Source organism: Glycomyces mayteni (assembly GCF_042428885.1).
Taxonomy (GTDB): domain Bacteria; phylum Actinomycetota; class Actinomycetes; order Mycobacteriales; family Micromonosporaceae; genus Glycomyces; species Glycomyces mayteni.
Window position 1 is genome coordinate 461,063 of record NZ_JBHMBP010000002.1, and the last position, 25,757, is coordinate 486,819.

The following is a 25,757-nucleotide window of genomic DNA, read 5'->3' on the forward strand; positions in this document are numbered from 1 at the left end:
CGGGGCGAGCGACGGTTAGGTTAGCCTAAACAAAACCGCAGCCACTATCCCGCCGGAGACCGCACTTGTCAACCGCGCACCGCGCCCCCTCCGCGCCGCCCCCACCGGCGGTCGAAGGTCCAAGGGACGCAAGCGAACCCGCGCCCCGCCCGCGCAACGCGCGCCGCATCGCCGGACTCGCGGTCCTCCTCGCCGCCATCGCGGTCCTCGCCGTCGCGAGCGTCGCCCTCGGCGCCCGCGCCATGGACCTCGGCCAGGTCTGGGCCGGGCTCACCGACCCCGGCTCCGACGCCTACCCCGTCGTCACCGAGCTGCGCCTGCCCCGCACCGCCCTCGGCCTCGCCGCCGGGGCCGCGCTCGGCCTCGCCGGGGCCCTCATGCAGGCCATGACCCGCAACCCCCTCGCCGACCCCGGCCTCCTCGGCGTCAACACCGGCGCGGCCGCCGCGGTCGTCACCGCCGCGTACTTCCTCGGCTTCTCCAGCTTCACGCAGACCATCGGCTTCGCGTTCGCGGGCGCGGCGGTCGCCACGGTCGCCACCTACCTCATCGCCGGGGCCGCCACCGCGACCCCCGCGCGGCTCGCGCTCGCGGGCGCCGCCGTCACCGCCGCCGGGTACGCGTACGTCTCCGCGATCCAGCTCATGGACGCCGCGTCCCTGGAGACCATGCGGTTCTGGTCCGTCGGCTCGCTCGTCAACGCCCACACCGCCCCGATCCTCCCGGTCGTGATCCTCATCGGCGTCGCGAGCGCCGTCGGCATCCTCCTCGCCCGGCCGCTCAACGCCCTCGCGCTCGGGGACGCCACTGCCACGGGCCTCGGCGTCGACCCGCGCGTCCTGCGCGTCGCCGGGATCGCCGCGATCACCGTGCTGGCCGGGACCGCGACGGCCGTGTGCGGCCCGATCGTCTTCGTCGGCCTGGTCGTCCCGCACGTCGTGCGGGCCTTCACCGGGCCCGACCAGAACTGGGTCCTGCCCTACTCGATGCTCACCGGCGCCGCGTTCCTCGTCCTCATGGACGTCATCGGCCGCCTCGCCGCCCGCCCCGCGGAAGTCCAGGTCGGCATCGTCTGCGCCGTCGTCGGCGGCCCGTTCTTCATCTCCCTCGTCAGCCGCAGGAAGGTGGCCCGGCTGTGACGGTCCTCAGACTCGGCGGCCTCTCGATCCGCCTGCGCCACCGCCTGCTCGCCGCGGTCCTCGGGTCCCTCGCCGCACTCGTCGCCGTCGCGATGTGGTCGGCCGCAACGGGATCGACCTCCCTCGGCCTCGAACGCGTCTGGTACGCGCTCATCCACCAGGGCACCAAAGGCGACGAGTTCATCCTCTGGACCCTGCGCCTGCCGCGCCTGACCACCGGCCTCGCCGTCGGCGCGTGCATGGGCCTGGCCGGGGCCCTGTTCCAGACCCTCACCCGCAACCCCCTCGGCAGCCCCGACCTCCTCGGCCTCACCCAGGGCGCCACCACCGGCGCGCTCATCGCCATCATCGTCACCGGCGCGTCCCTCCAGACCACCGCCGTCCTCGCCGCGGTCGGCGCGCTCGCCACCGGGCTCCTCATCTGGAGCCTGACGCGCGGCGCCGACCCCTCCGGGTACCGCCTCGTCCTCGTCGGCATCGGCGTCGCCGCGATCCTCGCCGGGATCAACGGGTACCTGCTCACCCGCACCACGATCATCGACGCGTTCCGCGCCGTCTACTGGCTCACCGGCGACCTCTCCGGCCGCGACTTCAAGCAGGCCGCCGCCGTCGGCATCGTCCTCGCCGCGGGCCTGGTCGTCGTCGCGTTCCTCCACCGCGGCCTCGACTCCCTGCGCCTCGGCGAAGCCGCCGCCACCGGGCTCGGCGTCCACGTCGGCGCCACCCGCATCACCGCGCTCGTCACCGCCTCCGTGCTCACCGCCGGGGCCGTCGCCGTCGCCGGGCCGCTCGCGTTCGTCGCCCTCGCCGCGCCCCACATCGCCGCGCGCCTCACCGGCTCCGCGCGCAGCCTCCTGTGCTCCGCGCTCGTCGGCGCCCTCATCGTGACGGCCGCCGACATGATCGCCGTCGCCGGCGTCGGCGACCGCCAACTGCCCACCGGCGTCGTCACCGGCGTCGTCGGCGGCGCCTATCTCATCTGGCTGCTCATCGCCAACCGCAAGAAGGGGATCCTGTCGTGACCGCTAGCCCGCTCGCCGCCCGCGAGGCCACCCTCGGCTACGGCCGCCACGTCATCAGCGCGGACCTCACCGTCGACATCCCCGAAGGGGAGTTCACGGTCATCATGGGCCCCAACGCCTGCGGCAAGTCCACGCTCCTCAAGGCCCTCGCGCGGATGCTCAAGCCCTCCCACGGGACCGTCCTCCTCGACGGCAAGGACATCCACCACCAGCCCACCCGCGCCGTCGCCCGCCGCCTCGGCCTGCTCCCGCAGTCCCCGATCGCGCCCGACGGCATCACCGTCGCCGACCTCGTCGCCCGCGGCCGCTACCCCCACCAGGGCATCCTCCGCCAGTGGTCCGCCGAGGACGAGCGCGTCGTCGCCGAGGCCATGCACGCCACCGACATCGCCGACCTCGCCTCCCGCGGCGTCGACGAGCTCTCCGGCGGCCAGCGCCAGCGCGTGTGGATCGCGATGGTCCTCGCCCAGCAGACGCCCCTGCTCCTGCTCGACGAGCCCACCACCTACCTCGACATCACGCACCAGATCGAGGTCCTCGACCTGTGCGCGAAACTCCACCGCGAGGGCCGCACCCTCGTCGCGGTCCTCCACGACCTCAACCAGGCCGCCCGCTACGCCACGCACCTCATCGCCATGCGCGACGGCGCGGTCGTCGCGGAGGGCGCCCCCGCCGACATCGTCACCGCCGAGACCGTCCAGGAGGTCTTCGACCTGCCCTGCCGGATCATCGACGACCCCGAGTCCGGGACGCCCCTGGTCATCCCGCGGGCGCTGGCCTCGGCGCCGCGCTAGACCGGCCCTCCAGCGCGAGCGCGCCGACCAGGACCGCCACGACCGCCGCGAGCTGGAGCGCGGTGTTTGCCAGGCCCACCGGCGCGACCGCGAGCACGGCCGCGGCGAGCGCCACCCGCTCCCACGGCCTCGGCAGCCGCATCGACCACCGCAGTCCGGCCGTGCCGAGCAGGAACGCCGCGACCCCGCCCGACAGCAGCAGCGTCGATTCGAGGTCCAAGGGCGACAACGCGTGCCCCACGGAGTGCTTCAGGCCCGCGGCGAACACGAGGATGCCGACGAGCACGGGCACGAACGAGTACGACAGGCCCGCGAGGACCTTCCGCACCCGCTTCACCTGGTCCTTCGTGGCCTTGAGCGCGTGCTCGGTCGCGGGCAGGTCCCGCACGAACAGCGACCACCACATGCACGCCCCGATCGCGAGCCCCAGCACCGCCGCGACCAGCAGGTCCGCGTCCACCGGCAGCCCGCGCGCGCCGATCCCGATCGCGACCACCGACTCCCCGAGGGCCACGAGCACGACCAGGCCGTGCCGTTCGGTGATGTGCGCGGGGTGGAGCTTCAACCCGCGCTGGCCGTGCCAGACCGGGACGGACCACACGATGACGGCCGCGAGCGCCCAGAACGAGTAGCGCCACGCCCCTTCGGGTCCGAGCTCGGCCGCGAACACGGCGGCGACCGCGACGAGGTTGGCGAGGAACACCGGGCCGAACGCGCGGGCGGCCTGGAGGTACATGAGGCCGTGGACGACCACGACGACGAGCATCCCCACGGCGATCCACACGCTGCCGCCCTCGAACGCGGCGGGGATCGTCAGGGCCACCACGAGCCATCCGGCCATGGCGCACAGCAGGAGGACGCGCCGGGCGGGCCGCACGGGCGGGATGACGTTGGTGAGCCACGAGTACCCGGCGTACATCCACCACAGGAACCCGAACATGAGCACGGTCTGGAGCAGCCCGGTGAGGGGGTCGTGGGCGATGATCGCCGTGAACTGCGCGACGGTGAAGACGAAGATGAGGTCGAAGAACAGTTCGAGCGTCGAGACCGGGAGTTCGTCCTGGTCGGGCACGGGGTCGATGTGTTCGACGAACCAGCGGGGGAGGAGTCGGGTCACGAGGTGTGAGCGTAGCAGTCGCGCACGACGGTCCCTCGCGATTATTCGAGCCTTGCGACCGGCAGCCTGACCTCGATCGCGGTGCCTCGGCCCTCTTCGCTGTCGAGCTTGATGAGGCCGCCGTGCGCGGCCACGATCGAGGACACGATGGACAGACCCAGCCCCGAGCCGCCGGTGGCGCGCGAGCGCGACGGGTCGGCCCGGTAGAACCGGTCGAAGACCTTCTGGCGGTGCTCGGCGGGGATGCCGGGCCCGTGGTCGGCGATCCGCACGACCGCCCAGCCGTCCTCGGCCTTGACCGACACGTCGATCGCGGTCCCGGCCGGGGTGTGGACCCTGGCGTTGGTCAGCAGGTTCACGAGCACCTGCCGCAGCTGCCCCTCGTTGGCCACCACCGTGACCGGCTCGGCCGCGATCAGCCCCACGGGGTGCGTCGCGTCGGCCACCTCGGCGTCGTCCACGGCGTCCTGCGCGAGCTGCGCCAGCTCGACCAGCTCCCGGTCGCCGCCCACCTCCTCGTCCAGGCGCGAGAGCACCATGAGGTCGTCCACGAGCTTCGCGAGCCTCGCGTTCTCGGACCCGATCCGGTCCATCGCCCGGTCGAGCTTCTCGCCCTGCGCGGCCGCGCCGTTCTGGTAGAGCTGCACGTACCCGCCGATCGCGGTCAGCGGCGTCCGCAGCTCGTGCCCGGCGTCGGCCACGAACTGCCGCAACCGCTCGTGCTGCCGGTCCCGCTGCGTGATCGCATCGGTCAGCCTCGACACCATCCGGTTGAGCGCCAACGACAGTCGGCCCATTTCCGTGCGGGGGTCCGCGACGGTGATCCGGTGCCCCAGGTTCCCGGTCGCGACGGTCTCGGCGTCGGCCACCATGTGGTCGACCACGCGCAGCCCGCGGCGGGTGATGATCCAGGCGGCGAGGATGCCGAGGGCCGCGACGAGCAGGGCGGTGATGACGACCGTGCGCGTCAGCGTCGAGATCGAGGCCTCCACGTCGTTCATCGAGGTGGCGACCACGATCGTGTAAGTGCCGGGCACGCCGTTGACCGAGGCGTCGACGTCGACCAGGCTCACGGCGCGGTAGACGGTGTCGCCGTCGGTGCTGTCCACGGTGAAGTAGGAGCTGTCGGACGGCGGCGAGTCGATGTCGGGGAGCGCGTAGGGGGCGTCTTTGAACCCGGCCTGGCTGCTGATGATCAGGTCGCCGGAGCCGTCGAAGATCAGGACCGCGAACTCGTTGTAGGGCGTCTCGCCGTCGGCCCCGAACCCCGGGTTGGTGCGGATGCCGCCCTGCTCGACGACCCCGTGCAGCTTCTGGTCGACCTGGTTGGTGAGCTTGGTCGACAGCGTCTGCACGGTCACGAAGCCGATGATGGCGACGGCCACGATGAGCAGGATCGCCATCGCTGCGGCGATCTTCGTTCTGATGGCCACGGGCTACTCCTGGGGCGGGCGGAGCATGTAGCCGACGCCGCGGACCGTGTGGATGAGGCGCGGGCCGAGCTTGTCGAGCTTGCGGCGCAGGTAGAACACGTACGTCTCGGCGAGGCTCGACTCGGTCTCGAAGTCGTAGCCCCACACCTGCTTGAGCAGCTCCGACTTGGACACCACGCGCCCGGCGTTCGCCGCGAGGTACCGCAGGAGGCGGAACTCGGTGGGGGACAGGTCGATCGTCTTGCCGTCGCGGGTCACCTGGTGCGCGGCGAGGTCGAGGCTCAGGTCCGCGACCGAGACGGTGTCGGCGGGCTGGCTCGACGCGGTCTCGCGGCCCAGGGTGCGGCGCAGCACGGCCGAGACGCGCAGCGACAGCTCCTCCAGCCGGAACGGCTTCATGAGGTAGTCGTCGCCGCCGGAGCCGAAGCCGTCGCGGAGGTCGTCGGGGGCGGTGCGGGCGGTGAGGAAGATGATCGGGGTCGCGTCGCCGGAGGCGCGCAGGCGGTCGGCCACGCCGAAGCCGTCGAGGCCCGGCATGTTCACGTCGAGGATCACCAGGTCGGGCCGCACGGACTCGACCGAGGTCAGCGCCTCGGTGCCGCTGCGCGCCGCGCTCACGGTGTACCCCTGGAACGAGAGGGCTTCGACCAGCAGGTCGGCCAGGCTCTCCTCGTCGTCGACGACCAGGAGACGCGCCGGGGACCCGTCGCCCCGGAGCGGCACCGCAGGCGGTACGGCGCCGGCTGGCCCGCTGGTCGAAGTCATCCACCGCTCCTCAGTACTCGTGCAAGACCCTTTGTGGTTGCCCAGCCTATTTCACCGTTTCCTGCGCTGACAGGGTTCGCGACCGTTTCCAGGGGACTTCCGCACCCGCTCACAGCAGACGTTCAGGAAACCGCCGGGGCGGTCGGCGGCGTGTCACGGCGGCCTTGCTTCCCCCTGAAGTTACTTTCCAGTAATATTCGGGGGAGTCGAACCTATGGAGGCATAGCAATGGAGCTAGACGTCAGGGCCGCCCTGGTCAAGGACCACCCCCTCAAGGGGCGCGCGGCGTTCGTCACCGGCGCCAGCCGCGGCATCGGCGCCGCCATCGCCGTCGCGCTCGGCGCCGCCGGAGCGAAGGTCGCGCTGTTCGCCAAGACCGGCGAGCCGCACCCGAAACTCCCCGGCACCCTCTACGAGACCGCCAAGGCCGTCGAGGAGGCGGGCGGCCAGGCCCTCCCGATCGTCGGCGACCTGCGCGATGCCGAGTCCGTGGCCGAGGCCGTGGACCGGGCCGCCGCCGAGTTCGGGGGGCTCGACGCCTGCGTCAACAACGCCTCCGCGCTCGACCTCACGGGCATCGGCGAGCTCTCCCTCAAGAAGTTCGACCTCATCGCGGGCGTCAACCTCCGCGGCACCTTCGCGACCGTCAGCGCCGCCCTCCCGCACCTGCGCGAATCCGACCACGCGCACCTGCTGACCGTCAGCCCGCCGCTGAACACCGACCCGCGCTGGTTCTCCGGCGGCCCCTACACGGCCACCAAGTACGGCATGACGATCATGACCCTCGGCGCGGCCGAGACCGAGCCGGGGATCGCCGCGAACTGCCTGTGGCCCAAGACGACCATCGCCACCGCGGCCGTCGAGTTCGCCCTCGGCGGGCAGCCGATGCTCGACCGGTCCCGCAAGCCCGAGATCGTCGCCGACGCGGCGCTGGCGATCCTCTCGCGCGACGCGTCCTACACGCGGAACGCCGTCATGGTCGAGGACCTGCTGGCCTCGATCGGCGTCACCGATCTCGACGGCTACTCGGTCGTGCCCGGCACGACCGACTTCCAGCCGGACATCTACGTCGATTAACTGCGGTCCGCCCGGGGCGGCTACCTGCGGGGGAAGTCCTCGTCGGTGAGCCGCTCCAGGGCCGCCAGCTCCTCGCGGCGGCGCTCGGCGACCTGCTTGGGAATGCCCGCGATCACGACGGCCGCGCCCGCGGCGAGAACCCCCGCGATCACGAGTCTGACGACGCCCCAACCGGTCTCGCGGGTCTCCCACTCGCCGAGTTCGGCGCAGGCGCCCATGACGGCGGTCCCGTCGGGACCGGTCGTCTCGCACAGCGCGGACGGGCTGACCCGCTCGCCCTCGTAGTACAGGACCCGCTCCTCGCCCGGCATCGCGGTGAGGAACAGGACCACGGCGAGCGCGAGCGTCACGGCCGCGGTCACCGCCGAGACCAGGGGCGTGTCGGGGATCGCGAAGCGGCGCTTCCCGTTGCGTCCCTCGGGACCGTGCCCCCTGTTGAACATCCCGGCCCTCTCGCGTTCGGTTCGGCGGCCCGTGCGGCCGCCGAACCGATGGTAACGCGCAGGTCCGGGCCCCGTTCAGGCGATGAGGTGGACGTCGCCGAACTCGTGCCACAGGTACTTCCCCTCGATCGCGGCCGCGTACGAGTCGCGCAGCAGCCCGGTCGGGCAGATCGCCTCCAGCATCGACAGGTGCGTGGAGCGCGGCTCGTGGAAGCCCGTGAGCAGTCCGTCCACGACGGCGACCGGGTCGGCGGTCGAGACGATCCGCTCGGTGTGGCCCGAGGTGCCGACGACGCGGCCGTCCTCCACGGCGCTCTCCAGGGCCCGCACCACCGTCGTCCCCACGGCGATGACGCGCCCGCCCGCTGCCTTCGCGCCGTTCACGGCCCGCGCCGTGTACTCCCCGACCTCGAACCACTCCGGGTACGGGTCCTCGTCGCTCTCCAGCGACGCGACCCCCGTGTGGAGCGTGATCGGCGCGATCCCGACCCCGGCCGACACCAGGCGCGTGACGATCTCCGGCGTGAACGGCCTTGCGGCGCTCGGCATCTCGGCCGATCCGGGCACGGTCGCGAACGCGGTCTGGTAGGCGCTGACGGGCCACTGCTCCTCGACGTACGAGTAGCGGATCGGCCTGCCGTACCGCGCGAGGTAGTCCGGGACGGACCCGAACGGCGGGCGGACCACCCACAGCCGCTTGCCGAAGCGCCGCTCCAGGTACAGCTGGTAGCCGCCGGGGAGGTCGACGATCCGGCCCAGGACGTCCCCGAGGTACGGCTTGTCGCGGTCGCGCAGCTCCACGAGCCACGACCCGTCGGGCCGCACCGAGGAGAAGTGGACGCGCAGGCCCTGGCGGGTGACGACCGCGGCCGGGAGCGTCCCGGAGTTGTTGACGACCAGGAGGTCCCCGGGGCGCACGAGCGCCGGGAGGTCCTCGAAGTGGCGGTGGGTGATCGCGCCGGTGGCCTTGTCGGTCACCAGCATCCGCACGTCGGAGCGGCCGGTGCCGCGGACCTCGGCGGGCCGGCGCGCCTCCAGGGCGGCGTCGAGCGCGAATGCGAACGGCTCGGTCAACGTGGTGCTCATTCCCCGGCCCCTTCCTTGCTGCGGTCTCGGAACGCCTTGGCCTCGTAGCGGCCGCTGTCGGGCCGCGCCTCCACGAGCCGCGCGATCGCGGCCGCCGCGTCGGCGGGGTCCCCGGCCTCGGCCGCGTCGGCCTCGCCCACGGCGTCGGCGAGCATCTGCGTGCGCATCTCGCCGGGGTCGACGGCCCACACGCGCACGGCGGGCTCCTCGGCGGCGAGCACGTTCGACAACTGGTCCAGGGCGGCCTTCGACGCCCCGTAGACGCCCCAGGTCGCGTACGGGCCGGTCGCGGCGTCGCTCGAAATGTTCACGACGGCGCCGCCGCGCTCGCGCAGCGACGGGAGCGCGAGCTGCACCAGGTGGAGCGGGGCCCGCATGTTCAGCTCGAACACCTCGGGGAGCCGCGCCAAGTCGGCGTCGGCGAGCGTCGGCAGCGGCACCTCGCCGAGCGTGGACGCGTTGTTGACGAGCAGGTCGATCCGCCCGTCCGCCAAGGCGATCAGGCGCACGCGGTGCTCAGGGTCGTACGCCAGGTCGCCCGTGAGGTACTCGGCGCCGAGGCGGTCGGCGGCCTCTTTGAGGCGGGCCTCGCCGCGGGCGGTGAGGATCAGGCGCCAGCCGTCGGCGGCGAGCCGCTCGGCGAGGGCCAGGCCGAGCCCGGCGGACGCCCCGGTGACGACGGCGGTTCGGGTTTCGTGAGTCATGCCGCCGACGCTATTGCCGCCCCGGGCGGCGCACATCGGCCCGAGGTCGCGGTCGGTCCCGGTCCGCAGGTCCTAAGACCAGCGACCGAGCCGCGGCGGCCCGATCCTGGGCTAGATTCGTGCCGTGACCGCCTCCCACTCTGATCCCGCCGCCCTGCTGCACGAGGTGTCGGCGGCCGTCGGCGCGATCACCAGGCACCTGTCCGTCCACCAGGTCCTCGAAGTGATCGTCTCCTCGGCCCGGCGCCTCGTGGGCGCCGACTACGCCGCGATCGGCATCCCCGACGACGACGGCGGGTTCGCCGAGTTCATCACCGACGGCATCGGCGAGGAGCAGCGCCTGGAGATCGGCCCGCTGCCGCGCCAGCACGGGATGCTCGCGGCGATCCTCACCGAGACCGAGCCGATCCGCCTGGACGACCTGCGCCGCGACCCGCGCTTCCGCTGGTGGCCCAAGGCCCACCCGGCGATGAGCGCGCTGCTGGGCGTCCCCATCCGCGACGGGGAGCAGATCCTCGGCATCGTGGTCCTCACCAACGACCTCGGGCGGCCCGGGTTCACCGCGGCCGACACCGACCTCATCGAACTCCTCGCCTCCCACGCGGCCATCGCGATCACCAACGCCCGCCTGTACGAGCGCAGTCGCGAACTCACCGTGGTCGAAGAGCGCAACCGCCTCGCCCGCGAACTCCACGACGCCGTCATGCAGCGCCTGTTCTCCCTGCGCCTCTCCGCCCGCGCCGCAGGGAAACTCCTCCCCGAGGACCCCGCCGCCGCCCGCGCGCGCCTCGACGAGGTGGAGCAGCTCGCCGCCGAGGCCGTCGCCGAACTGCGCGGCGTCATCGTCGAACTGCGCCCCGCCGACCTCGACGCCCACGGCCTGGTCGAGACCCTCCGGCGCCACACGACGCTCCTCGACCGCCTCCACGACACCAGCGTCCACTTCGCGGTCCGCTCCCCGGTGGACCTCTCCCGCGACGGCGAAGTGGAGGTGCTCCGGCTCGTCCAGGAGGCCCTCGGCAACGCGTTCCGGCATGCCAAGGCCCGCAACGTGACCCTCACGATCGAGACCGAGCGCATCACCGTCGCCGACGACGGCCTGGGCTTCGACGCCGACGAGGCCGCCACCCGCGGCCTCGGCCTCCTGTCGATGCGCGAGCGCGCCAAGGCCCTCGGCGGCGACCTGCGCCTCGCCACCGCCCCCGGCGAGGGCACCGTCGTCACGCTCATCCTCGACACCGAAAGGGACGGCCGTGACTGACCCGATCCGCCTCCTCCTCGTCGACGACCACCCCGTCGTCCGCCGCGGCCTGCGCGGCTACCTCGAACTCGAACCCGACCTCGCCGTCGTCGGCGAAGCGGGCGACGGCGAGGAGGCCCTCGCTGCCATCGCCGCCCTCGACCCCGACGTGGTCCTCCTCGACCTCAAGATGCCCGGCCTCGACGGCCAGGGCGTCCTCGACCGCCTCGGCGACGCCCGCGCCCGCGTCCTCGTCCTCACCTCGGCCACCGACGCCGAACGCGTCCCCGCCGCCATCACCGCCGGAGCCGCGGGCTTCGTCTACAAGGACATCGACCCCGACGCCCTCGCCAGCGCCATCCGCACCGTCCACTCCGGCCAGCTCCTCCTCGCCCCGGTCGCCATGCGCGGCCTGATGAACGGCGCCACCGGCCCCGCCGCCCCCAACCTCACCCCCCGCGAGTCGCAGGTCCTCGGCCTCATCGCCAAGGGCCAGACCAACCGCCAGATCGCCCGCGCCCTCGGCGTCTCCGAGAAGACCGTCAAAACCCACGTCACCAACCTCCTCCGCCGCATAGGAGCCGCCGACCGAACCCAAGCCGCCCTATGGGCGGTCCGCCACGGCATCGGCTGACCGCCATCGGCGACAGTCTCTTGTGCTGTCACTCTCGGTGATTCCCTACGGTCTCCTGGTGCCCCTGAAAACACACAAACTCATATTCGCCCCTCTGGCGATACTCCTGCTCACAAGCAGCGCGTGCGGTTATGTCCCGATTCCTGACGTCCTCGAACGGACCGCGCCGCACGAGTTCTTCTTCGGCGCCGACTCAGGCGCCTGGTGCGAGAAGGGCGACGATTACTGGACCGACGAGGCCCGCCACATCCTCGGCCCCCACTTCACCGTCGACGTCGCCTGCCGCTTCGTGGGCGAGGAACTGCCCGCCCAGGTCGCGGCCCGCTCCAGCGCCCTCGCCGACCTCCCGAAAGCCGAGGACGGCAGCGAGTTCGTCGTCAACCAGGTGTCGACGACCCCCATGGAAGCCCAGTACGGCTACGCGCCGACCCGCGCCTGGGTCACCATCGGCGACTACGAGTTCGAACTGCGCGAGGCCCCCGACCCCGGCGACTGGGTCGTCCTCACCGCCCCCGCCGACGAGCAGGCCGTCCTCTGGGTCGAGGACACCGGCCGCGCCCAAGGGGTCGACATGCGCACCGGAGAGCGCGTCGACCCCGTGTTCGCCTTCTACAACGGTGTCTCCTCCACCACCGACCTGTTCAGCGGCTACCGGTACGAAGAGGTCTACTTCGACCGCGGCGCCGACTACACGTGGCTCGCCTGCGAGTACGACGGCGGCAGCGCCTGGCGCAACCCCTGGGACGAGGAGCTGGGCTGGGCCGAGGACGGGACGGTGTTCCTCACCGTCGGCACCACCTGGTGCCGCGACTTCGACGAGTTCACCTGGAGTCTCGACCAGCGCTCCATCGTCCTCGCCAGCGGCGAGGCCGCCGAACCGGTCGCCTGGCGCGAGGCCGGCCTGGACGGCATGGGCGTCGAGGTCTACGCGGTCTTCGAGGTCCCCGACTACGACGCCGAGTTCACGATCGCCTTCGCCCCCTACGGCCGGGTCGTCGACGAACAGGGCCGCGAATGGGAATTCCGCGACGACCCCGCGACCACCGAATGGGAAGCCCTGTTCTGACGCTCGGCTCCGTCCGGCCGCGGACCCTGACCGTCTACTGAGTCATGACGCACGGTGCTCGATTATCTTCACCGTGTGCAAACGACACAAGACAAGTTCATCAAACCCCTCATCCCCCTCACCCTCCTCACACTGGCCGCCTCGGGCTGCTCCCTCCTCGGCGAGAAGACCGAGGCGTACGAGCTCGTCACGGGCGAAGGCGCCTCCGCGCGCTGCACCAACGGCGACGACCTGTGGTTCTTCGACCAGGACGCGGCGATCGTCGGCCCGCACTTCTCGCTCTCGCTGCTGTGCCACAGCGCGGGCGCCGAGATCCCCGAGGCGCTGGCCGCCGCCGAGGGGCTCGGCGACCTGCCCGAGGCCGCGGGCGACGTGGAATGGCTCGTCAACCAGTTCGCGCTCTCGCCGGAGCTGGTCGCCGAGTCGCAGATCGACCCCGACGACCCCGCGGTGCTCGAATCCGAGGCCGTCGGCCTGGCCGCGTGGATCGAGGCGGGGGAGGAGCGGATCGAGCTCGACGCCGTCCCCGCCCCCGGCGGCCACCTCGCCGTCTCGGTCCCCAAGGGCGAGGACGCGGTCCTGTGGGTCGAGGAGGACGGCCGCGCCCAGGGCCTGAACCTGCGCAGCGGCGAGCGGGTCGAGCCCGTCGCCGCCTACTACGACGGCCGCACGCTCGGCCCGGTCATGGGCGACGAGTTCGGGTACGAGGAGGTCGGCGTCGCCAACGGGTCAGACGCCTGGTACCTGACCTGCGGCAGCAGCTTCGTGGAGAGCGACCGCTCGGCGTGGCGGCCCGAAGAGGGCTGGGCCGAGCCCGGGACGGTGTTCCTCGACGTCAGGTTCAACTGGTGCAGCTACGAGGACGCGGCGCTGCGCTGGAACCTCGACGAGTCTGCGCTCACGGTCCAAGCGGGCGGCGACCCGGTCGCCGCGCTGGCCTGGAGCAGCGAGGAGCTGCCGGACACCGGCGGGAACCTCCGGTACACCGCGGTCTTCGCCGTCCCTGAGGACGCCGCGGGCGCGACGCTGGTGTTCACGCCGGTTGGCGACCTGGAGAACCTCGACGGCGGCGACGGCTACGCGTTCGTGGACACGCCCGCCGCGACGGAGCGCGAACTCGTGTTCTAGGACCGGAACGTGAAAGGGCCCCGCGCGGATCGCGCGGGGCCTTTCGCGTGGTTAGTTGCCGACGACTGCGGGGTCGCCGCCTTGGCGGGTTCCCGTGTCGAGGGCGTCGATGGCGGCGAGGTCGGCGTCGGTGAGGGTGAAGTCGAGGACCTGCCAGTTCTCGCGGATGCGGGCGGGGGTGACGGATTTGGGGATGACGACGTTGCCGCGCTGGAGGTTCCAGCGGAGGGCGACCTGGGCGGGGGTGCGGCCGTGGGCGTCGGCGACGGCCTTGAGGGCGGGTTCGTCGAAGAGGGCGCCGCCGCGGAGGGCGAGGGGGCCCCAGGACTCGGTCGCGATGAGGTGCTCGGCGTGGTAGGCGCGCAGTTCGGGCTGGGCGAAGTACGGGTGGAGCTCGACCTGGTTGATCTCGGCGGCGGCGCCGGTCTCGGTCTCGATGCGGTCGAGGTGCTCGATCGTGAAGTTCGAGACGCCGGCGGCGCGGATGAGGCCCTCGGCGCGGGCGTCGAGGAGCGCCTGCCAGGACTCGACGTACTTGTCGACGCTCGGGCGCGGCCAGTGCAGCAGGTACAGGTCGAGGTGGTCGGTGCCGAGCCGCTCCAGGGACTCGTCCAGGTTGCGGCGGACGTCGTCGTAGCCGTGGTCCCAGACCTTGCTGGTCAGGAACACCTCCTCGCGCTTGAGGCCGGACGCGGCGAGGGCGCGGCCCACGCCGACCTCGTTGCCGTAGCCGACGGCGGTGTCGAGGAGCCGGTAGCCGGTCTCCAGGGCGGTCTCGACGGCCGCCTGGGTGTCGCCGTCCTCGATCCTGAAGGTGCCGTAACCGAACCGCGGGATGCTCGCGCCGCCGGTCAGGGTGATTGCCGTGCTCAGTTCGCTCATGCGCGCAAAGCTACTCACCGTGCGACCGTTTGCCCACCGCACTTTCCGCGACGGAAAACCCCGACTTGACGCGATGGAAAGTCGTCCGCTAGAGTTTCCGTCATGGAAAGTCGCATGAACCCCGAAGAGGCCCGAGCCGCCCTCGCCGACGTCGACCGCACCCGCTCCGACATCGCCGACCGCCTCTACACCCCCTGGTGGTACCACCCGATCCTCGGCGTCCTCATCGGCGGCCTGGCCGCCGTCGCGGGCAGCGGCGCCCGCCTCGCGATCGTGTGGGGCGCGGTGGGCGCCTTCGCGATCGGCGCGTACCTCCTCGCCACCGCCTACCGCCGCATCACCGGCGTGTGGGTCGACGGCTACTCCGGCGGCCCCCGCTCGCGCCGCAGCGCGATGAACGCGGTGTTCATCGGCATCGCGATCGCCGCCGTCGGCGCCGTGTTCGGCCTCGGCTTCGAGCTGTGGTGGCCCTCGGTCGCCGCCGGGATCGTCCTCGCGGTCCTCACCACCGTGTGGGGCCGCCACTTCGACCGGCTCCTGCGCGCCGACCTCCGCGAGGCCGCATGACTGCCCCCCGCTTCGACGAGGTCGTCCACGCGCCCAACCGCCTGCGGATCTGCTCGATGCTCTCGCGCATGACCGAGGTCGAGTTCGCCGCGATCCGCGAGGGCCTGGGCGTCAGCGACTCCGTCCTCAGCAAGCAGCTCAAGGCCCTTGAGGACGCCGGGTACCTGACGGTCCGCAAGTCGCCCCTCGAAGGCCGCACCCGCACCTGGGCCGCGCTCACCGACACCGGCCGCGCCGCCTTCGCCGGGCACGTCGCCGAACTCAAGCGCCTCGCCGAAGGCATCGAATAGCCGAACAACGGCAAAGGGCGGCCGGACCTCCGGCCGCCCTCGAACCTCGTCCTACCGCTCGCCGCTAGCCGGGTCGATGCCCTGCCGCTTCCCGGTCTCCAGGGCGCTGATCGCGGCCACCTCCTGCGCGCTCAGCTCGAAGTCGAACACGTCGAAGTTCTCGGCGATGCGGCTCGCCTTGGAGGACTTGGGGATCACGATGCACCCGTTCTGGAGGTGCCACCGGATCACGACCTGCCCCGGGCTCTTCCCGTGCGCCTCGGCCGCCGCGGTCACCGCGGGCTCGGCCAGGACCGAGCCGGTGCGCTGGCCCAGCGGGCCCCACGACTCGGTGCGGATGCCGCGCTCGGCCTGCCAGGCCCGCAGCTCGGGCTGGTTGAAGTACGGGTGCAGCTCGACCTGGTTGACCGTGGGCCACACGCCGGTGCCCTCGTGGACCCGCTCCAGGTGCTCGGGGTTGAAGTTCGAGACGCCCGCCGAGCGGATCAGCCCGTCGGCCTTCGCCTGGAGCAGCGCCTCGTAGGTCTCGACGTACAGGCCCTGCTTGGGGGAGGGCCAGTGGATCAGGTACAGGTCGAGGTAGTCGGTGCCCAGGCGCTCCAGGGAGGCTTCGAGCGCCTCGCGGGCGGCCTTCGCGCCGTGGTGGTCGTTCCAGACCTTCGTGGTCAGGAACACCTCCGAGCGCGGGACGCCGGAGCCGCTGAGCGCCCGGCCCACGCCCACCTCGTTGCCGTACATCTCGGCGGTGTCGACGAGCCGGTACCCGGTCGCCAGGGCCGCCTCGACGGCCTCCTGCGCCTCGTCGTCGCCGACCTTGTAGGTCCCGTAGCCGAGTCGCGGCATGTCCGTGCCGTCGTTGAGCTTCACCGTGTCGCTGAGATGAGTCATGCCCGCGATGGTAACCGCGTCAGGCGCCGTCGCGCAGGGCCTTGCGGTCGGCGTCGACCATGATCCGGGCCAGCTCGTCCCAGTGGACGCGGGCCTCCCAGCCGATCTCGCGGGCGATCTTCGCGGGGTCGCCGACGAGCTTGGGGACCTCCGCGGGCCGCTCGTAGCGGTCGTCGTGCTCGATGTGGTCGCGCCAGTCGAGCCCGGCGTGCGCGAACGCGGCCTCGGCGAACTCGCGCACCGTCGCGGCCCGCCCGGTCGCGATCACGTAGTCGACCGGCTCGGTGTGCTGGAGCATCCGCCACATGGCCTCGGCGTACTCGGGCGCGTAGCCCCAGTCGCGGACCGCGTCGAGGTTCCCCAGGTAGACCTTCTTCTCCATTCCCGCGGCGATCCGCGCGACCGCGCGCGTGATCTTGCGGGTCACGAACGTCTCGCCGCGCCGCGGGCTCTCGTGGTTGAACGCGATGCCGTTGACCGCGAACATCCCGTACGACTCCCGGTAGTTCACCGTCGCCCAGTGCGCGAACAGCTTCGCGACCCCGTACGGGCTCCGCGGGTGGAACGGCGCGGTCTCGTCCTGCGGCGGCGCCGTCGTCCCGAACATCTCCGAAGTGGACGCCTGGTACACCCGCGCGTCGATCCGGCTGGCGCGCACGGCCTCCAGGAGCCGGATCGCCCCCAGCGCGGTCACGTTCGCCGTGTAGTCGGGCAGGTCGAAGCTCACGCGCACATGGGACTGCGCGGCGAGGTTGTAGATCTCGTCGGGCTCGATGTCCCTGATGAGGTTGACCAGCAGCCCCGCGTCCGTGACGTCGCCCTTGTGGAGGAACAGGCGCCGCCCCGACTCGTGCGGGTCCTGGTACACCGCCTCCAGGCGCGAGGTGTTGGCGATGAGGGAGGACGCGTGCCGCACCACGCCGTGCACCGTGTAGCCCTTCGCGAGCAGCAGTTCGGCCAGGTACGAGCCGTCCTGCCCGGTGATGCCGGTGATCAGCGCTGTCTTCACGGCCCCGAGTCTAGTTCGTGCCCGGCGGGCCCCCGCCCGTTCAGGGGATGGACGGCCGCACGTCACCGGATCGCCCTCCGAGGTCAACTCGCAAAAGCCGCAAAGTCCCTACGCTGGCCTGCGGCAGCGGTTCCGCTGCGCCCCATCCTCCCCCAAAGGACTGCCAACCATGCAACGACGGAACGTCATGCGCGCCGCGGTCGCCGGCGCCGGCTCGGTCGCCCTCGGCTTCACCATGACCCGCCCCTCCTTCGCGTACCCCGCCGTCCCCGGCGCCAGCCCCTACGGCGCCCTCCAGGCCGCCGACGCCCGCGGCATCCAGCTCCCCGCGGGCTTCGCCTCCCGGATCGTCGCCCGCTCCTCGCAGATCGTCACCGGCACCTCCTACACCTGGCACGCCGCCCCCGACGGCGGCGCGTGCTTCGCCGACGGGAACGGCTGGATCTACGTCTCCAACTCCGAGGTCTCCTCCGGCGGCGGGGTCGGCGCGCTCCGCTTCGACGCCGCCGGGAACGTCGTGGACGCCTACCGCACCCTCAGCGGCACCCGCACCAACTGCGCGGGCGGGGCCACCCCCTGGAACACCTGGCTCTCCTGCGAGGAGGTCGACCGCGGCTACGTCTACGAGACCGACCCGTTCGGCGACGACGCCGCCGTGCGCCGCGACGCCATGGGCCGCTTCAAGCACGAGGCCGCCGCCGCCGACCCCGACCACGGCGTGGTCTACCTGACCGAGGACGTCGCCGACGGCGCCTTCTACCGCTTCCGCCCCGCCGCCTGGGGGAACCTCGCCACCGGCGCCCTCCAGGTCCTCACCCAGACCGGCTCCGCGCTCGCGTGGGCCACCGTCCCCGACCCCGACGGCTCCCCGACCGCCACCCGCAACCAGGTCGCCAACACCAAGCGCTTCAACGGCGGCGAGGGCTGCTACTACACCGACGGCATCTGCTTCTTCACCACCAAGGGCGACAACAAGGTCTGGGCCTACGACGCCGACGCCAACACCCTCGCAACGGTCTACGACGACAACGTCTCCGGCGCGCCCCTCACCGGCGTCGACAACATCACCGGCGCCTCCGGCTCCGGCGACCTGTTCGTCGCCGAGGACGGCGGCAACATGGAGATCTGCATCATCACCCCCGACGACGTCGTCGCGCCGTTCCTGCGCGTCACCGGCCAGAGCGCCTCCGAGATCACCGGACCCGCGTTCAACCCGGCCGGGGACCGCCTCTACTTCTCGTCGCAGCGCGGCACCAGCGGCTCCTCCAGCGGCGGCCTCACCTACGAGGTCACCGGGCCCTTCCGCGGCCTCTGATCCCGACCGGGGCCGCGCAGCACCGCATTCGTGCGGCCCCGCCGGGCCCCTTCCGCCGCTAGGATCGGTGGAACCGCCGCCCCGAGCGGCGCGATCCCAGGGAGCCGTGACCGCCAATGCCCCTCACCACAGTGGACCTCGCGATCATCGGGGCCGGACCGACCGGCCTCTTCGCCGCCTACTACGCGGGCTTCCGCGGCCTGCGCACCGCCGTCATCGACACCCTTCCCGAAGCGGGCGGCCAGATCACCGCCATGTACCCCGAGAAGCAGATCTACGACGTCGGCGGCTTCCCCGAGATCAAGGGCCGCGACCTCGTCGACAACCTCCTGCGCCAAGCCGCCCCCTTCGAGCCGGTCTACCACCTCGGCCACCAGGCCCAGAAGCTCCACCACGTGGACGGCCTGCCCGTCCTCGACCTCACCGGCGACCTCCGCGTCGAAGCGAAGGCCCTGCTCATCACCGGCGGCCTCGGCAGCTTCGCGCCCCGCCCGCTCCCGGCCGCCGACGGCTACCACGGCGCCGGCATCGTCTACTTCGTTCCCGAACTCGCCGCCCACGCCGGACAGGACGTCGTCATCGTCGGCGGCGGCGACTCCGCGTTCGACTGGGCGCTGGCCCTCCACGGCGTCGCCCGCTCCACGGTGATCGTCCACCGCCGCGAGCGCTTCCGCGCCCACGCCGCCACGATCGACCGCGTGCGCGGCCTCGGCGTCCCGATCATCGTGAACGCCCAGGTCACCGCCATCCACGGCACGACCCATGTGGAGGGGGTCGCGATCGACGTCAAGGACGAGGGCCCGCGCGAGCTCCCCGCCGGCGCCGTCGTCGCCGCGCTCGGCTTCACCGCCGACCTCGGTCCGCTGGGGGAGTGGGGCCTGGACCTCGACCACCGCACGATCAGTGTGGACTCCACGATGGCCGCGAGCCTCCCGCGCGTCTACGCCGCAGGGGACATCGCGGCCTATCCGGGGAAGGTCAAGCTCATCGCCACGGGCTTCGGCGAGGCCGCCACGGCCGTCAACAACGCCGCCGTCGCGATCGACCCCGCCGCGCACCTCTTCCCCGGCCACTCCAGCGAGAACCCGTAAACCGTTGGGGCACAAGGAAAGTCGAAGTTTTCTGCGGTCCTGATATGACTTACTGACGGGTATGTCGCTTTGGGTTCCAGCGGCAGTCATACTATGCGGGAATGCTTGCCATGACCGTGTCCGGCGGGAGCCTCACCGCCGCCCAGGTGCCCGAACCCGCGCCCGGCCCCGACGAAGTGCTCATCGAGGTCGCCGCCGCCGGCGTCAACCGCGCCGACCTCCTCCAGGTCTCCGGCCACTACCCGCCCCCGCAGGGCGCCCCGGCCTGGCCCGGCCTGGAGGTCTCCGGGACCATCATTGACGTCGGCAGCGCCGACAACGCCACCCTCCTCGGCGCCGAGGTCTGCGCCCTGCTCCCCGGCGGCGGCTACGCCCAGTACGTCACCGTGGACGCCGGGCTCGTGCTCCCGACGCCCGAGAACGTCGACCTCGTCGACGCGGCGGGCCTGCCCGAGGCCGCCGCGACCGTCTACTCCAACCTCGGCTACCTGCTCGGGGAGGACGCGACCGGCAAGCGCCGCGTCCTCGTCCACGGCGGCGCGGGCGGCGTCGGCACCTTCGCCGTCCAGTTCGCCCGCAAACTCGCCGACGCCGAGACCTGGACCACCGCCCGCGGCGAGTGGACCAAGCAGCTCGAAGCCCTCGGCGCCGACCGCGTCGTGGACTACCGCAGCGAGGACTTCGCGGCCCTCGCCCAAGAGGCCGGGGGCGCCGACGCGATCCTCGACGTCATCGGCGCGGCCTACTTCGAGCCCAACCTCAAGGCCCTCGCCCAGGACGGCCGCCTCGCCATCATCGGCCTCCAGCAAGGGAACGCCGCCCAGATCCACCTCGGCGGCCTCCTCGCCAAGCGCGCCACCATCACCGGCACCACCCTCCGCGCCCGCCCCCTGGACCAGCGCCGCCAGATCCTCGCCGAGGTCTTCGAACGCGTCTGGCCCGCCCTCGACACCGGCGACATCAAACCCGTCGTCACCACCCGCCTCCCCCTCGGCGACGCCGCCGAAGCCCACCGCCTCATGAACGCGGGCGGCCACTTCGGCAAGATCGTCCTCACCGCGAAATAGGCTGTCGGACCCCCGCGGCACCCTTGTTCGAGGGGCGCTGCGGATGTCCGATTTGCGGAGACGCTCCGAGACGCTCCGAGACGCGCCAGAGGCCGGACCCGAACGGGTCCGGCCTCGGCTCGCGTCGCCGCTACTTCTCGCAGCAGCCGTGGCAGCAGTCCTCGCCCGCACACCGGCACGCGTCGTCGTTGCAGCAGTTGCAGCACTCGTCGCTCGTCATCACTCGCATTCACCTCCATCGACCGCTCTCGGGGGACACCAGTTGTCGGGCAGCGGGCCGTCGCACGTGCCCGCCTCCACCGCGCCCAGCATCGCCGTCAGCTGCGAGCGCAGCGACTCCAGGCGCGCGATCTCCGCGGCCACCTCCGCGATCCGCCGCTCCAGGTGCGACCCGGCGGGCTCGCACGGGCACGCGCCCGTGTCGCGCACCGCGAGCAGGTCGCCGATGTCGGCCAGGCGCAGCCCCGCGCGCTGGCACGCCCGAATGAACCGGGCGCGGTCCAGCTCTGCGGGCCCGTACCGCCGGTACCCGGCGGCGCTGCGCTCGGGCGCGGGGAACAGGCCCTCGCGCTCCCAGTGGCGGATGGCGTCGGTGGTCACGCCCGCCGCCTCGGCGAGCCGGCCCACGGTCAACGGTGCTGTCGCGGTGGTCATGGAACGACGGTAAACCCCGGTGCCGGGACCAAGGTCAAGCCCGATCCCGCAGTTTCCCCGGACACGCCTCACCCGCCGGTAATGGGCTCGAACGCGCCCCCGGACGGCGACTACCATGGACCCGAACGTCAAGCGCCGGCCGCTCGACCGGCCCATTCCATGAGGAGAACCGTGGCTTCCGCAGCACCGAACCAGAGTCCAGTCGTCGTCGAACCCCTGTGGGTGACGGCCGGCACGACCGGTGCCGACGCGGTGGCCGAGGCCGGCCTCCCCGTCGCGGGGCCGAACGCGATCGTCGTCCTCCGCGACGCCGAAGGGCAGCTCCGCGACCTGTCCTGGGCGCCCGAGGCCGACGCGAAGGTCGAGCCGGTCCCGCTGAACAGCCCCGACGGGCTCAACGTGCTGCGCCACTCGGCCGCGCACGTCATGGCCCAGGCCGTCCAGGAGCTCCACGAGGCCAAGCTCGGCATCGGCCCGCCGATCACCGACGGCTTCTACTACGACTTCGACGTCGCCGAGCCGTTCAACCCCGACGACCTCAAGGCCGTCGAGAAGCGCATGCTCCAGATCATCAAGCAGGGGCAGACCTTCCACCGCCGCAAGTACGCCTCCCTCGACGAGGCCCGCGCCGAACTCGCGGGCGAGCCCTACAAGCTCGAACTCATCGACACCAAGGGCGAGGGCACCGACGCCGACGAGGTCATGGAGGTCGGCGGCGGCGAGCTCACCGCCTACGACAACCGCGACCGCACCGGCGCGAAGGTCTGGTCCGACCTGTGCCGGGGCCCGCACCTGCCCTCGACCAAGCTCATCGGCGCGGTCAAGCTCATGCGCTCGGCCGCCGCGTACTGGATGGGCTCGGAGAAGAACCCGCAGCTCCAGCGCATCTACGGCACCGCGTGGCCGACCGTCCAGGAGCAGAAGGACTACCTCGCGCGCCTCGCCGAGGCCGAGAAGCGCGACCACCGCAAGCTCGGCCAGCAGCTCGACCTGTTCTCGTTCCCCGACGAGATCGGCCCGGGCCTGCCGGTGTTCCACCCCAAGGGCGGCATCATCCGCTACGAGATGGAGTCCTACCTGCGCGAACGCCAGCGCGAGGCCGGGTACGAGCTGGTGAACACCCCGCACATCACCAAAGAGCAGCTGTTCCACACCTCCGGGCACCTGCCGCACTACGACGAGGGCATGTTCCCGCCGATCGAGCTCGAAGGCGCGAACTACTACCTCAAGGCCATGAACTGCCCGATGCACAACCTGATCTTCCGCTCGCGCGGGCGCTCCTACCGGGAGCTGCCGCTGCGCCTGTCGGAGTTTGGGACCGTGTACCGGTACGAGAAGTCCGGCGTGGTCCAGGGCCTCACCCGCGTGCGCGGCCTGACCCAGGACGACGCGCACATCTACTGCACCCAGGAGCAGGCGCCCGGCGAGATCCGGAGCCTCCTGGAGTTCGTGCTCCAGCTCCTGCGCGACTACGGCCTGAACGACTTCTACCTGGAGCTGTCGACCAAGGGCGACTCCGACAAGTTCATCGGGGACGACGCCCAGTGGGAGGAGGCCACCGCGGTCCTGCGGCAGGTCGCCGAGGAGTCGGGCCTGGACCTGGTCCCGGACCCGGGCGGGGCGGCCTTCTACGGCCCGAAGATCTCCGTCCAGGCGAAGGACGCGATCGGCCGCACCTGGCAGATGTCGACCATCCAGCTCGACTTCAATCAGCCCGCGCGCTTCCACCTGGAGTACTCGGCGGACGACGGCACCCGCAAGCAGCCGGTCATGATCCACCGCGCGCTGTTCGGCTCGATCGAGCGGTTCTTCGGGGTCCTCACCGAGCACTACGCGGGCGCGTTCCCGGCGTGGCTGGCCCCGGTCCAGGCCGTGGGCATCCCCGTGCGCGACGAGAACGCCGACTACCTGGAGGCGTTCGTGTCGCGCCTGCGCGCCGAGGGCCTGCGCGCGGAGGTCGACCACTCGGACGACCGGATGCAGAAGAAGGTCCGCAACGCGCAGCTCCAGAAGATCCCGTTCATGATCATCGCGGGGGACGACGACCAGAACGCGGGCACGGTCTCCTTCCGCTACCGCGACGGCTCCCAGCGCAACGGGGTCCCCGCCGACGAGGCGGTCGCCCACGTCGCCGAGGTCGTCCGCTCGCGGGTGAACGAAGGCCCTTCGGCCGCAGCCGAATAGGACCCTGATCGACGGGGCCGGGGCTCACGCCCCGGCCCCGTCGGCGTTCAGTCGCGGCCGGTCTCGCCGAGCCAGCGGGCGAGGCGCCCGGCCCGCGCGAGGGCGGTGAGGCGCTGCTCGGTGGCTTCGCGGAGCCTCGGGGTGGTGACGACGATGAGCTGGTCGCCGGAGCGGAGGCGGTCGGCCTTGGCGGGCACGAACAGGCGGTCCACCCGCACCACGCCCGCGATGGCGGACCCCTCGGGCAGGCGCAGCTCGAAGATGCGGATGCCCGCGAGCCCCGATCCTTTAGGGACGGTGATGGTGAGGACCTCGCCGTCCACGGCGTCGAGGGGCGCGGTCTCGATGTCCACCTCCTGGACGACGCCCGACTGGGCGAGGCCGAGGCGCTTGGCGACCCACGGCAGGGTCGGGCCCTGGAACAGGGTGAACACGACCACGAGGATGAACACCAGGTCCCACAGCGACTGCGACCCGGGCAGGTGCTCGGAGCGGGGGATCGTGGCGAGCATGATCGGCACGGCCCCGCGCAGGCCCGCCCACGACAGGAGCGTCTTCTCCCTGCCGGAGAACCGGAACGGAATGAGCGAGAGCCACACCGACATCGGCCGGGCGACGAACGTCAGGACCGCGCCGAGCAGGAGCGCCGGGACGAGCATGTGCAGCAGGTTCTCCGGGGACGCCAGGAGCCCGAGCATGACGAACATGCCGAGCTGCGCGACCCAGCCGAGGCCGCTCGCGAACGACTGCGTGGCGGCCCGGTGCGGCAGCCGCGAGTTCCCCAGGACCAGCGCCGCGAGGTACGCGGCGATGAACCCCGACGCGTGGAGCGTCCCCGCCGCCGCGAACGCGGCCATCCCGAGGCTGAACACCGCCAGCGGATACAGGCCCGACACCGGGAGCGCGAGGCGCCGCAGCAGCCACGCCCCGCCCGCGCCCACGGCGAGTCCGATCACCGACCCGGCGGCCAGCTCCCACACCAGGAGCCCGAACAGCTCGAACGTGCTCGGCAGGCCCTCCGCGGCGGAGAACGCGAGGACCAGGATCACCGCGGGCGCGTCGTTGAACCCCGACTCCGCCTCCAGGGTCCCGCTGAGCCGCTTGGGAAGCCCGATGCCGCGCAGCTCCGAGAACACCGCGGCCGCGTCGGTGGACGCGACGACCGCGCCCATGACCAGCGCGGTCTGCCACGCGAACCCGAGCAGGTAGTGCGCGCCGAGCGCGGTCACGGTGACCGAGACGCCCACGCCCACCGTCGCCAGCATCGACGCGGGCGCGAGCTGCCCGGAGATCGCCCGCCACCTGGTCGACAGGCCGCCCTCGATGAGGATGAGCGCCAGCGCGAACGTCCCGAGCACCTGCGCGAGCTCGAAGTCCTCGAAGGGGATGCCCACGCCGTCCTCGCCGAGGACCATCCCGGCCCCGAGGAACACCAGTAGCGCCGGGAGCCCGAGCCGGTGGGTCGCGCGGATCGCCGCGATGGACACGAGCACGGTGACGCAGCCGATGAGCACGACTAGGTACAGCTGGGGCAACGTCACGATCGGAGCTTATCCGAGGTGGAGTGTCGCGGGCGTTTCGTCGCGTTACCGCTTTCCGCGGCCGTGGCCTAGGATCGTCCCGTGGAACAGCGCGAAGGACCAGGCGTCCCCGACGGGTACGAGCGGCTGTGGACGCCGCACCGGATGGCCTACATCCAGGGGGAGGGCAAGCCCACCGGCGAGGACGCGGACATCGAGGGCTGCCCGTTCTGCGAGATCGCCAAGCTCGACGACGCCGAGGGGAACATCGTGGCCCGCGGCCAGTCGATGTTCGTGGTGCTGAACAAGTACCCCTACAACTCCGGGCACGTCATGGTCGTCCCGTTCCGGCACGTCCCCGACTACACCGACCTCGACGCCGACGAGGTCGCCGAAATGGGCTCGCTCACCCAGCGCGTCATGACGGTCCTGCGCTCGGCGATGGGCGCGCACGGCTTCAACATCGGCATGAACCAGGGCCAGGTCGCGGGCGCCGGGATCGCCGGGCACCTCCACCAGCACGTCGTCCCCCGCTGGGGCGGGGACGCGAACTTCATGCCCATCATCGGCCGCACCAAGACCCTCCCCCAATACCTCTCCGACACCCGGGAGCAACTGGCGGCCGCATGGGAGCGGGTGTGA

26 protein-coding genes are annotated in these 25,757 nt (G+C 72.0%); 15 read left to right on the forward strand and 11 right to left on the reverse strand.

All coding sequences use genetic code 11. The features are described from left to right. Window positions 1-65 precede the first annotated feature (65 nt). The 3 genes from ACFFXY_RS08775 to ACFFXY_RS08785 are packed head-to-tail and all read left to right on the forward strand — an operon-like array spanning window position 66 to window position 2,955. Window positions 66-1,139 (forward strand): FecCD family ABC transporter permease, encoded by a 1,074-nt coding sequence (locus ACFFXY_RS08775; RefSeq protein WP_382348511.1) that lies wholly within the window; start codon window positions 66-68, stop codon window positions 1,137-1,139. Continuing rightward, window positions 1,136-2,161 carry a FecCD family ABC transporter permease gene (locus ACFFXY_RS08780; protein WP_382348514.1) on the forward strand — a complete coding sequence of 342 codons (1,026 nt, stop codon included), beginning with the start codon at window positions 1,136-1,138 and terminating at the stop codon, window positions 2,159-2,161. The genes ACFFXY_RS08775 and ACFFXY_RS08780 overlap by 4 nt, the downstream gene beginning before the upstream one ends. Continuing rightward, window positions 2,158-2,955, forward strand: coding sequence for an ABC transporter ATP-binding protein (locus ACFFXY_RS08785; protein WP_382348517.1), 798 nt, complete (start codon window positions 2,158-2,160; stop codon window positions 2,953-2,955). The genes ACFFXY_RS08780 and ACFFXY_RS08785 overlap by 4 nt, the downstream gene beginning before the upstream one ends. Here ACFFXY_RS08785 and ACFFXY_RS08790 read toward each other — a convergent pair. The 3 genes from ACFFXY_RS08790 to ACFFXY_RS08800 are packed head-to-tail and all read right to left on the reverse strand — an operon-like array spanning window position 2,921 to window position 6,270. Beyond that, complete coding sequence (locus tag ACFFXY_RS08790) at window positions 2,921-4,072, reverse strand: low temperature requirement protein A (protein ID WP_382348520.1); 1,152 nt, start codon at window positions 4,070-4,072, stop codon at window positions 2,921-2,923. The genes ACFFXY_RS08785 and ACFFXY_RS08790 overlap by 35 nt on opposite strands. A 41-nt stretch (window positions 4,073-4,113) precedes the next feature. After that, a complete protein-coding gene (locus ACFFXY_RS08795; protein ID WP_382348523.1) occupies window positions 4,114-5,505 on the reverse strand; it encodes a sensor histidine kinase in 1,392 nt (463 codons plus the stop codon). Window positions 5,506-5,508: 3 nt separating this feature from the next. Beyond that, window positions 5,509-6,270 carry a response regulator transcription factor gene (locus ACFFXY_RS08800; protein WP_382348526.1) on the reverse strand — a complete coding sequence of 254 codons (762 nt, stop codon included), beginning with the start codon at window positions 6,268-6,270 and terminating at the stop codon, window positions 5,509-5,511. A gap of 228 nt (window positions 6,271-6,498) precedes the next feature. Between ACFFXY_RS08800 and ACFFXY_RS08805 the strand changes: the two genes are divergently transcribed. Beyond that, a complete protein-coding gene (locus ACFFXY_RS08805; protein ID WP_382348529.1) occupies window positions 6,499-7,347 on the forward strand; it encodes an SDR family oxidoreductase in 849 nt (282 codons plus the stop codon). Window positions 7,348-7,367: 20 nt separating this feature from the next. Here ACFFXY_RS08805 and ACFFXY_RS08810 read toward each other — a convergent pair whose 3' ends face one another. The 3 genes from ACFFXY_RS08810 to ACFFXY_RS08820 form a co-directional block, all read right to left on the reverse strand. Beyond that, window positions 7,368-7,790 carry a hypothetical protein gene (locus tag ACFFXY_RS08810; RefSeq protein WP_382348532.1) on the reverse strand — a complete coding sequence of 141 codons (423 nt, stop codon included), beginning with the start codon at window positions 7,788-7,790 and terminating at the stop codon, window positions 7,368-7,370. A gap of 75 nt (window positions 7,791-7,865) precedes the next feature. Then, window positions 7,866-8,876: an S-adenosylmethionine:tRNA ribosyltransferase-isomerase gene (locus ACFFXY_RS08815; RefSeq protein ID WP_382348535.1), complete on the reverse strand. Its 1,011-nt coding sequence runs from the start codon at window positions 8,874-8,876 to the stop codon at window positions 7,866-7,868. Next, window positions 8,873-9,580: an SDR family oxidoreductase gene (locus ACFFXY_RS08820; protein ID WP_382348538.1), complete on the reverse strand. Its 708-nt coding sequence runs from the start codon at window positions 9,578-9,580 to the stop codon at window positions 8,873-8,875. The genes ACFFXY_RS08815 and ACFFXY_RS08820 overlap by 4 nt, the downstream gene beginning before the upstream one ends. 115 nt (window positions 9,581-9,695) lie before the next feature. On the opposite strand from ACFFXY_RS08820, the gene ACFFXY_RS08825 reads away from it, so the two are divergent. From ACFFXY_RS08825 to ACFFXY_RS08840, 4 genes are all read left to right on the forward strand, one after another. Continuing rightward, on the forward strand, window positions 9,696-10,841 hold the full coding sequence (locus ACFFXY_RS08825; protein WP_382350590.1) for a GAF domain-containing sensor histidine kinase: 1,146 nt from the start codon (window positions 9,696-9,698) through the stop codon (window positions 10,839-10,841). Then, window positions 10,834-11,454 carry a response regulator gene (locus ACFFXY_RS08830; protein ID WP_382348541.1) on the forward strand — a complete coding sequence of 207 codons (621 nt, stop codon included), beginning with the start codon at window positions 10,834-10,836 and terminating at the stop codon, window positions 11,452-11,454. The genes ACFFXY_RS08825 and ACFFXY_RS08830 overlap by 8 nt, the downstream gene beginning before the upstream one ends. A 58-nt stretch (window positions 11,455-11,512) precedes the next feature. After that, a complete protein-coding gene (locus ACFFXY_RS08835) occupies window positions 11,513-12,520 on the forward strand; it encodes a hypothetical protein (protein WP_382348544.1) in 1,008 nt (335 codons plus the stop codon). Window positions 12,521-12,595: 75 nt separating this feature from the next. After that, the gene (locus ACFFXY_RS08840) at window positions 12,596-13,648 is read left to right on the forward strand and encodes a hypothetical protein (RefSeq protein WP_382348547.1); all 1,053 of its coding nucleotides are present in this window, start codon (window positions 12,596-12,598) and stop codon (window positions 13,646-13,648) included. A gap of 51 nt (window positions 13,649-13,699) precedes the next feature. Here the strand turns inward: ACFFXY_RS08840 and ACFFXY_RS08845 are convergent, their stop codons facing one another. Beyond that, window positions 13,700-14,530 (reverse strand): aldo/keto reductase, encoded by an 831-nt coding sequence (locus ACFFXY_RS08845; protein WP_382348550.1) that lies wholly within the window; start codon window positions 14,528-14,530, stop codon window positions 13,700-13,702. Window positions 14,531-14,632: 102 nt separating this feature from the next. On the opposite strand from ACFFXY_RS08845, the gene ACFFXY_RS08850 reads away from it, so the two are divergent. Continuing rightward, window positions 14,633-15,097, forward strand: coding sequence for a hypothetical protein (locus ACFFXY_RS08850; RefSeq protein WP_382348553.1), 465 nt, complete (start codon window positions 14,633-14,635; stop codon window positions 15,095-15,097). Next, on the forward strand, window positions 15,094-15,387 hold the full coding sequence (locus ACFFXY_RS08855) for a transcriptional regulator (protein ID WP_382348556.1): 294 nt from the start codon (window positions 15,094-15,096) through the stop codon (window positions 15,385-15,387). The genes ACFFXY_RS08850 and ACFFXY_RS08855 overlap by 4 nt, the downstream gene beginning before the upstream one ends. A 51-nt stretch (window positions 15,388-15,438) precedes the next feature. On the opposite strand, the gene ACFFXY_RS08860 is transcribed toward ACFFXY_RS08855, so the two are convergent. Both ACFFXY_RS08860 and gmd read right to left on the reverse strand, forming a co-directional pair. Further along, window positions 15,439-16,275: an aldo/keto reductase gene (locus ACFFXY_RS08860; protein WP_382348559.1), complete on the reverse strand. Its 837-nt coding sequence runs from the start codon at window positions 16,273-16,275 to the stop codon at window positions 15,439-15,441. A 19-nt stretch (window positions 16,276-16,294) separates the two neighbouring features. Further along, on the reverse strand, window positions 16,295-17,284 hold the full coding sequence (gmd, locus tag ACFFXY_RS08865; protein WP_382348562.1) for a GDP-mannose 4,6-dehydratase: 990 nt from the start codon (window positions 17,282-17,284) through the stop codon (window positions 16,295-16,297). 169 nt (window positions 17,285-17,453) lie between these two features. On the opposite strand from gmd, the gene ACFFXY_RS08870 reads away from it, so the two are divergent. The 3 genes from ACFFXY_RS08870 (at window position 17,454) to ACFFXY_RS08880 (ending at window position 20,757) form a co-directional block, all read left to right on the forward strand. Then, a complete protein-coding gene (locus ACFFXY_RS08870) occupies window positions 17,454-18,599 on the forward strand; it encodes an alkaline phosphatase PhoX (RefSeq protein ID WP_382348565.1) in 1,146 nt (381 codons plus the stop codon). 116 nt (window positions 18,600-18,715) lie between these two features. Continuing rightward, window positions 18,716-19,690, forward strand: a complete 975-nt coding sequence (locus tag ACFFXY_RS08875) for an NAD(P)/FAD-dependent oxidoreductase (protein WP_382348568.1) — start codon at window positions 18,716-18,718, stop codon at window positions 19,688-19,690. Between the two features lie 101 nt (window positions 19,691-19,791). After that, window positions 19,792-20,757 (forward strand): NAD(P)H-quinone oxidoreductase, encoded by a 966-nt coding sequence (locus ACFFXY_RS08880; RefSeq protein WP_382348571.1) that lies wholly within the window; start codon window positions 19,792-19,794, stop codon window positions 20,755-20,757. Between the two features lie 219 nt (window positions 20,758-20,976). On the opposite strand, the gene ACFFXY_RS08885 is transcribed toward ACFFXY_RS08880, so the two are convergent. After that, window positions 20,977-21,411 (reverse strand): heavy metal-responsive transcriptional regulator, encoded by a 435-nt coding sequence (locus ACFFXY_RS08885; protein WP_382348574.1) that lies wholly within the window; start codon window positions 21,409-21,411, stop codon window positions 20,977-20,979. A gap of 171 nt (window positions 21,412-21,582) precedes the next feature. Between ACFFXY_RS08885 and thrS the strand changes: the two genes are divergently transcribed. After that, a complete protein-coding gene (gene thrS / locus ACFFXY_RS08890; RefSeq protein ID WP_382348577.1) occupies window positions 21,583-23,595 on the forward strand; it encodes a threonine--tRNA ligase in 2,013 nt (670 codons plus the stop codon). 47 nt (window positions 23,596-23,642) lie between these two features. On the opposite strand, the gene ACFFXY_RS08895 is transcribed toward thrS, so the two are convergent. Then, window positions 23,643-25,136, reverse strand: coding sequence for a potassium/proton antiporter (locus tag ACFFXY_RS08895; protein WP_382348580.1), 1,494 nt, complete (start codon window positions 25,134-25,136; stop codon window positions 23,643-23,645). An 81-nt stretch (window positions 25,137-25,217) separates the two neighbouring features. Between ACFFXY_RS08895 and ACFFXY_RS08900 the strand changes: the two genes are divergently transcribed. After that, window positions 25,218-25,757: an HIT family protein gene (locus ACFFXY_RS08900; protein ID WP_382348583.1), complete on the forward strand. Its 540-nt coding sequence runs from the start codon at window positions 25,218-25,220 to the stop codon at window positions 25,755-25,757.

Coding starts and splice junctions, on each gene's coding strand:
- ACFFXY_RS08855 (WP_382348556.1), top strand. CDS start 15,094: ATGACTGCCCCCCGCTTCGACGAGGTCGTCCACGCGCCCAACCGCCTG.
- ACFFXY_RS08870 (WP_382348565.1), top strand. CDS start 17,454: ATGCAACGACGGAACGTCATGCGCGCCGCGGTCGCCGGCGCCGGCTCG.
- ACFFXY_RS08875 (WP_382348568.1), top strand. CDS start 18,716: ATGCCCCTCACCACAGTGGACCTCGCGATCATCGGGGCCGGACCGACC.
- ACFFXY_RS08820 (WP_382348538.1), bottom strand. CDS start 9,580: ATGACTCACGAAACCCGAACCGCCGTCGTCACCGGGGCGTCCGCCGGG.
- ACFFXY_RS08815 (WP_382348535.1), bottom strand. CDS start 8,876: ATGAGCACCACGTTGACCGAGCCGTTCGCATTCGCGCTCGACGCCGCC.
- ACFFXY_RS08800 (WP_382348526.1), bottom strand. CDS start 6,270: ATGACTTCGACCAGCGGGCCAGCCGGCGCCGTACCGCCTGCGGTGCCG.
- ACFFXY_RS08810 (WP_382348532.1), bottom strand. CDS start 7,790: ATGTTCAACAGGGGGCACGGTCCCGAGGGACGCAACGGGAAGCGCCGC.
- ACFFXY_RS08805 (WP_382348529.1), top strand. CDS start 6,499: ATGGAGCTAGACGTCAGGGCCGCCCTGGTCAAGGACCACCCCCTCAAG.
- ACFFXY_RS08885 (WP_382348574.1), bottom strand. CDS start 21,411: ATGACCACCGCGACAGCACCGTTGACCGTGGGCCGGCTCGCCGAGGCG.
- ACFFXY_RS08845 (WP_382348550.1), bottom strand. CDS start 14,530: ATGAGCGAACTGAGCACGGCAATCACCCTGACCGGCGGCGCGAGCATC.
- ACFFXY_RS08860 (WP_382348559.1), bottom strand. CDS start 16,275: ATGACTCATCTCAGCGACACGGTGAAGCTCAACGACGGCACGGACATG.
- ACFFXY_RS08850 (WP_382348553.1), top strand. CDS start 14,633: ATGGAAAGTCGCATGAACCCCGAAGAGGCCCGAGCCGCCCTCGCCGAC.
- ACFFXY_RS08880 (WP_382348571.1), top strand. CDS start 19,792: ATGCTTGCCATGACCGTGTCCGGCGGGAGCCTCACCGCCGCCCAGGTG.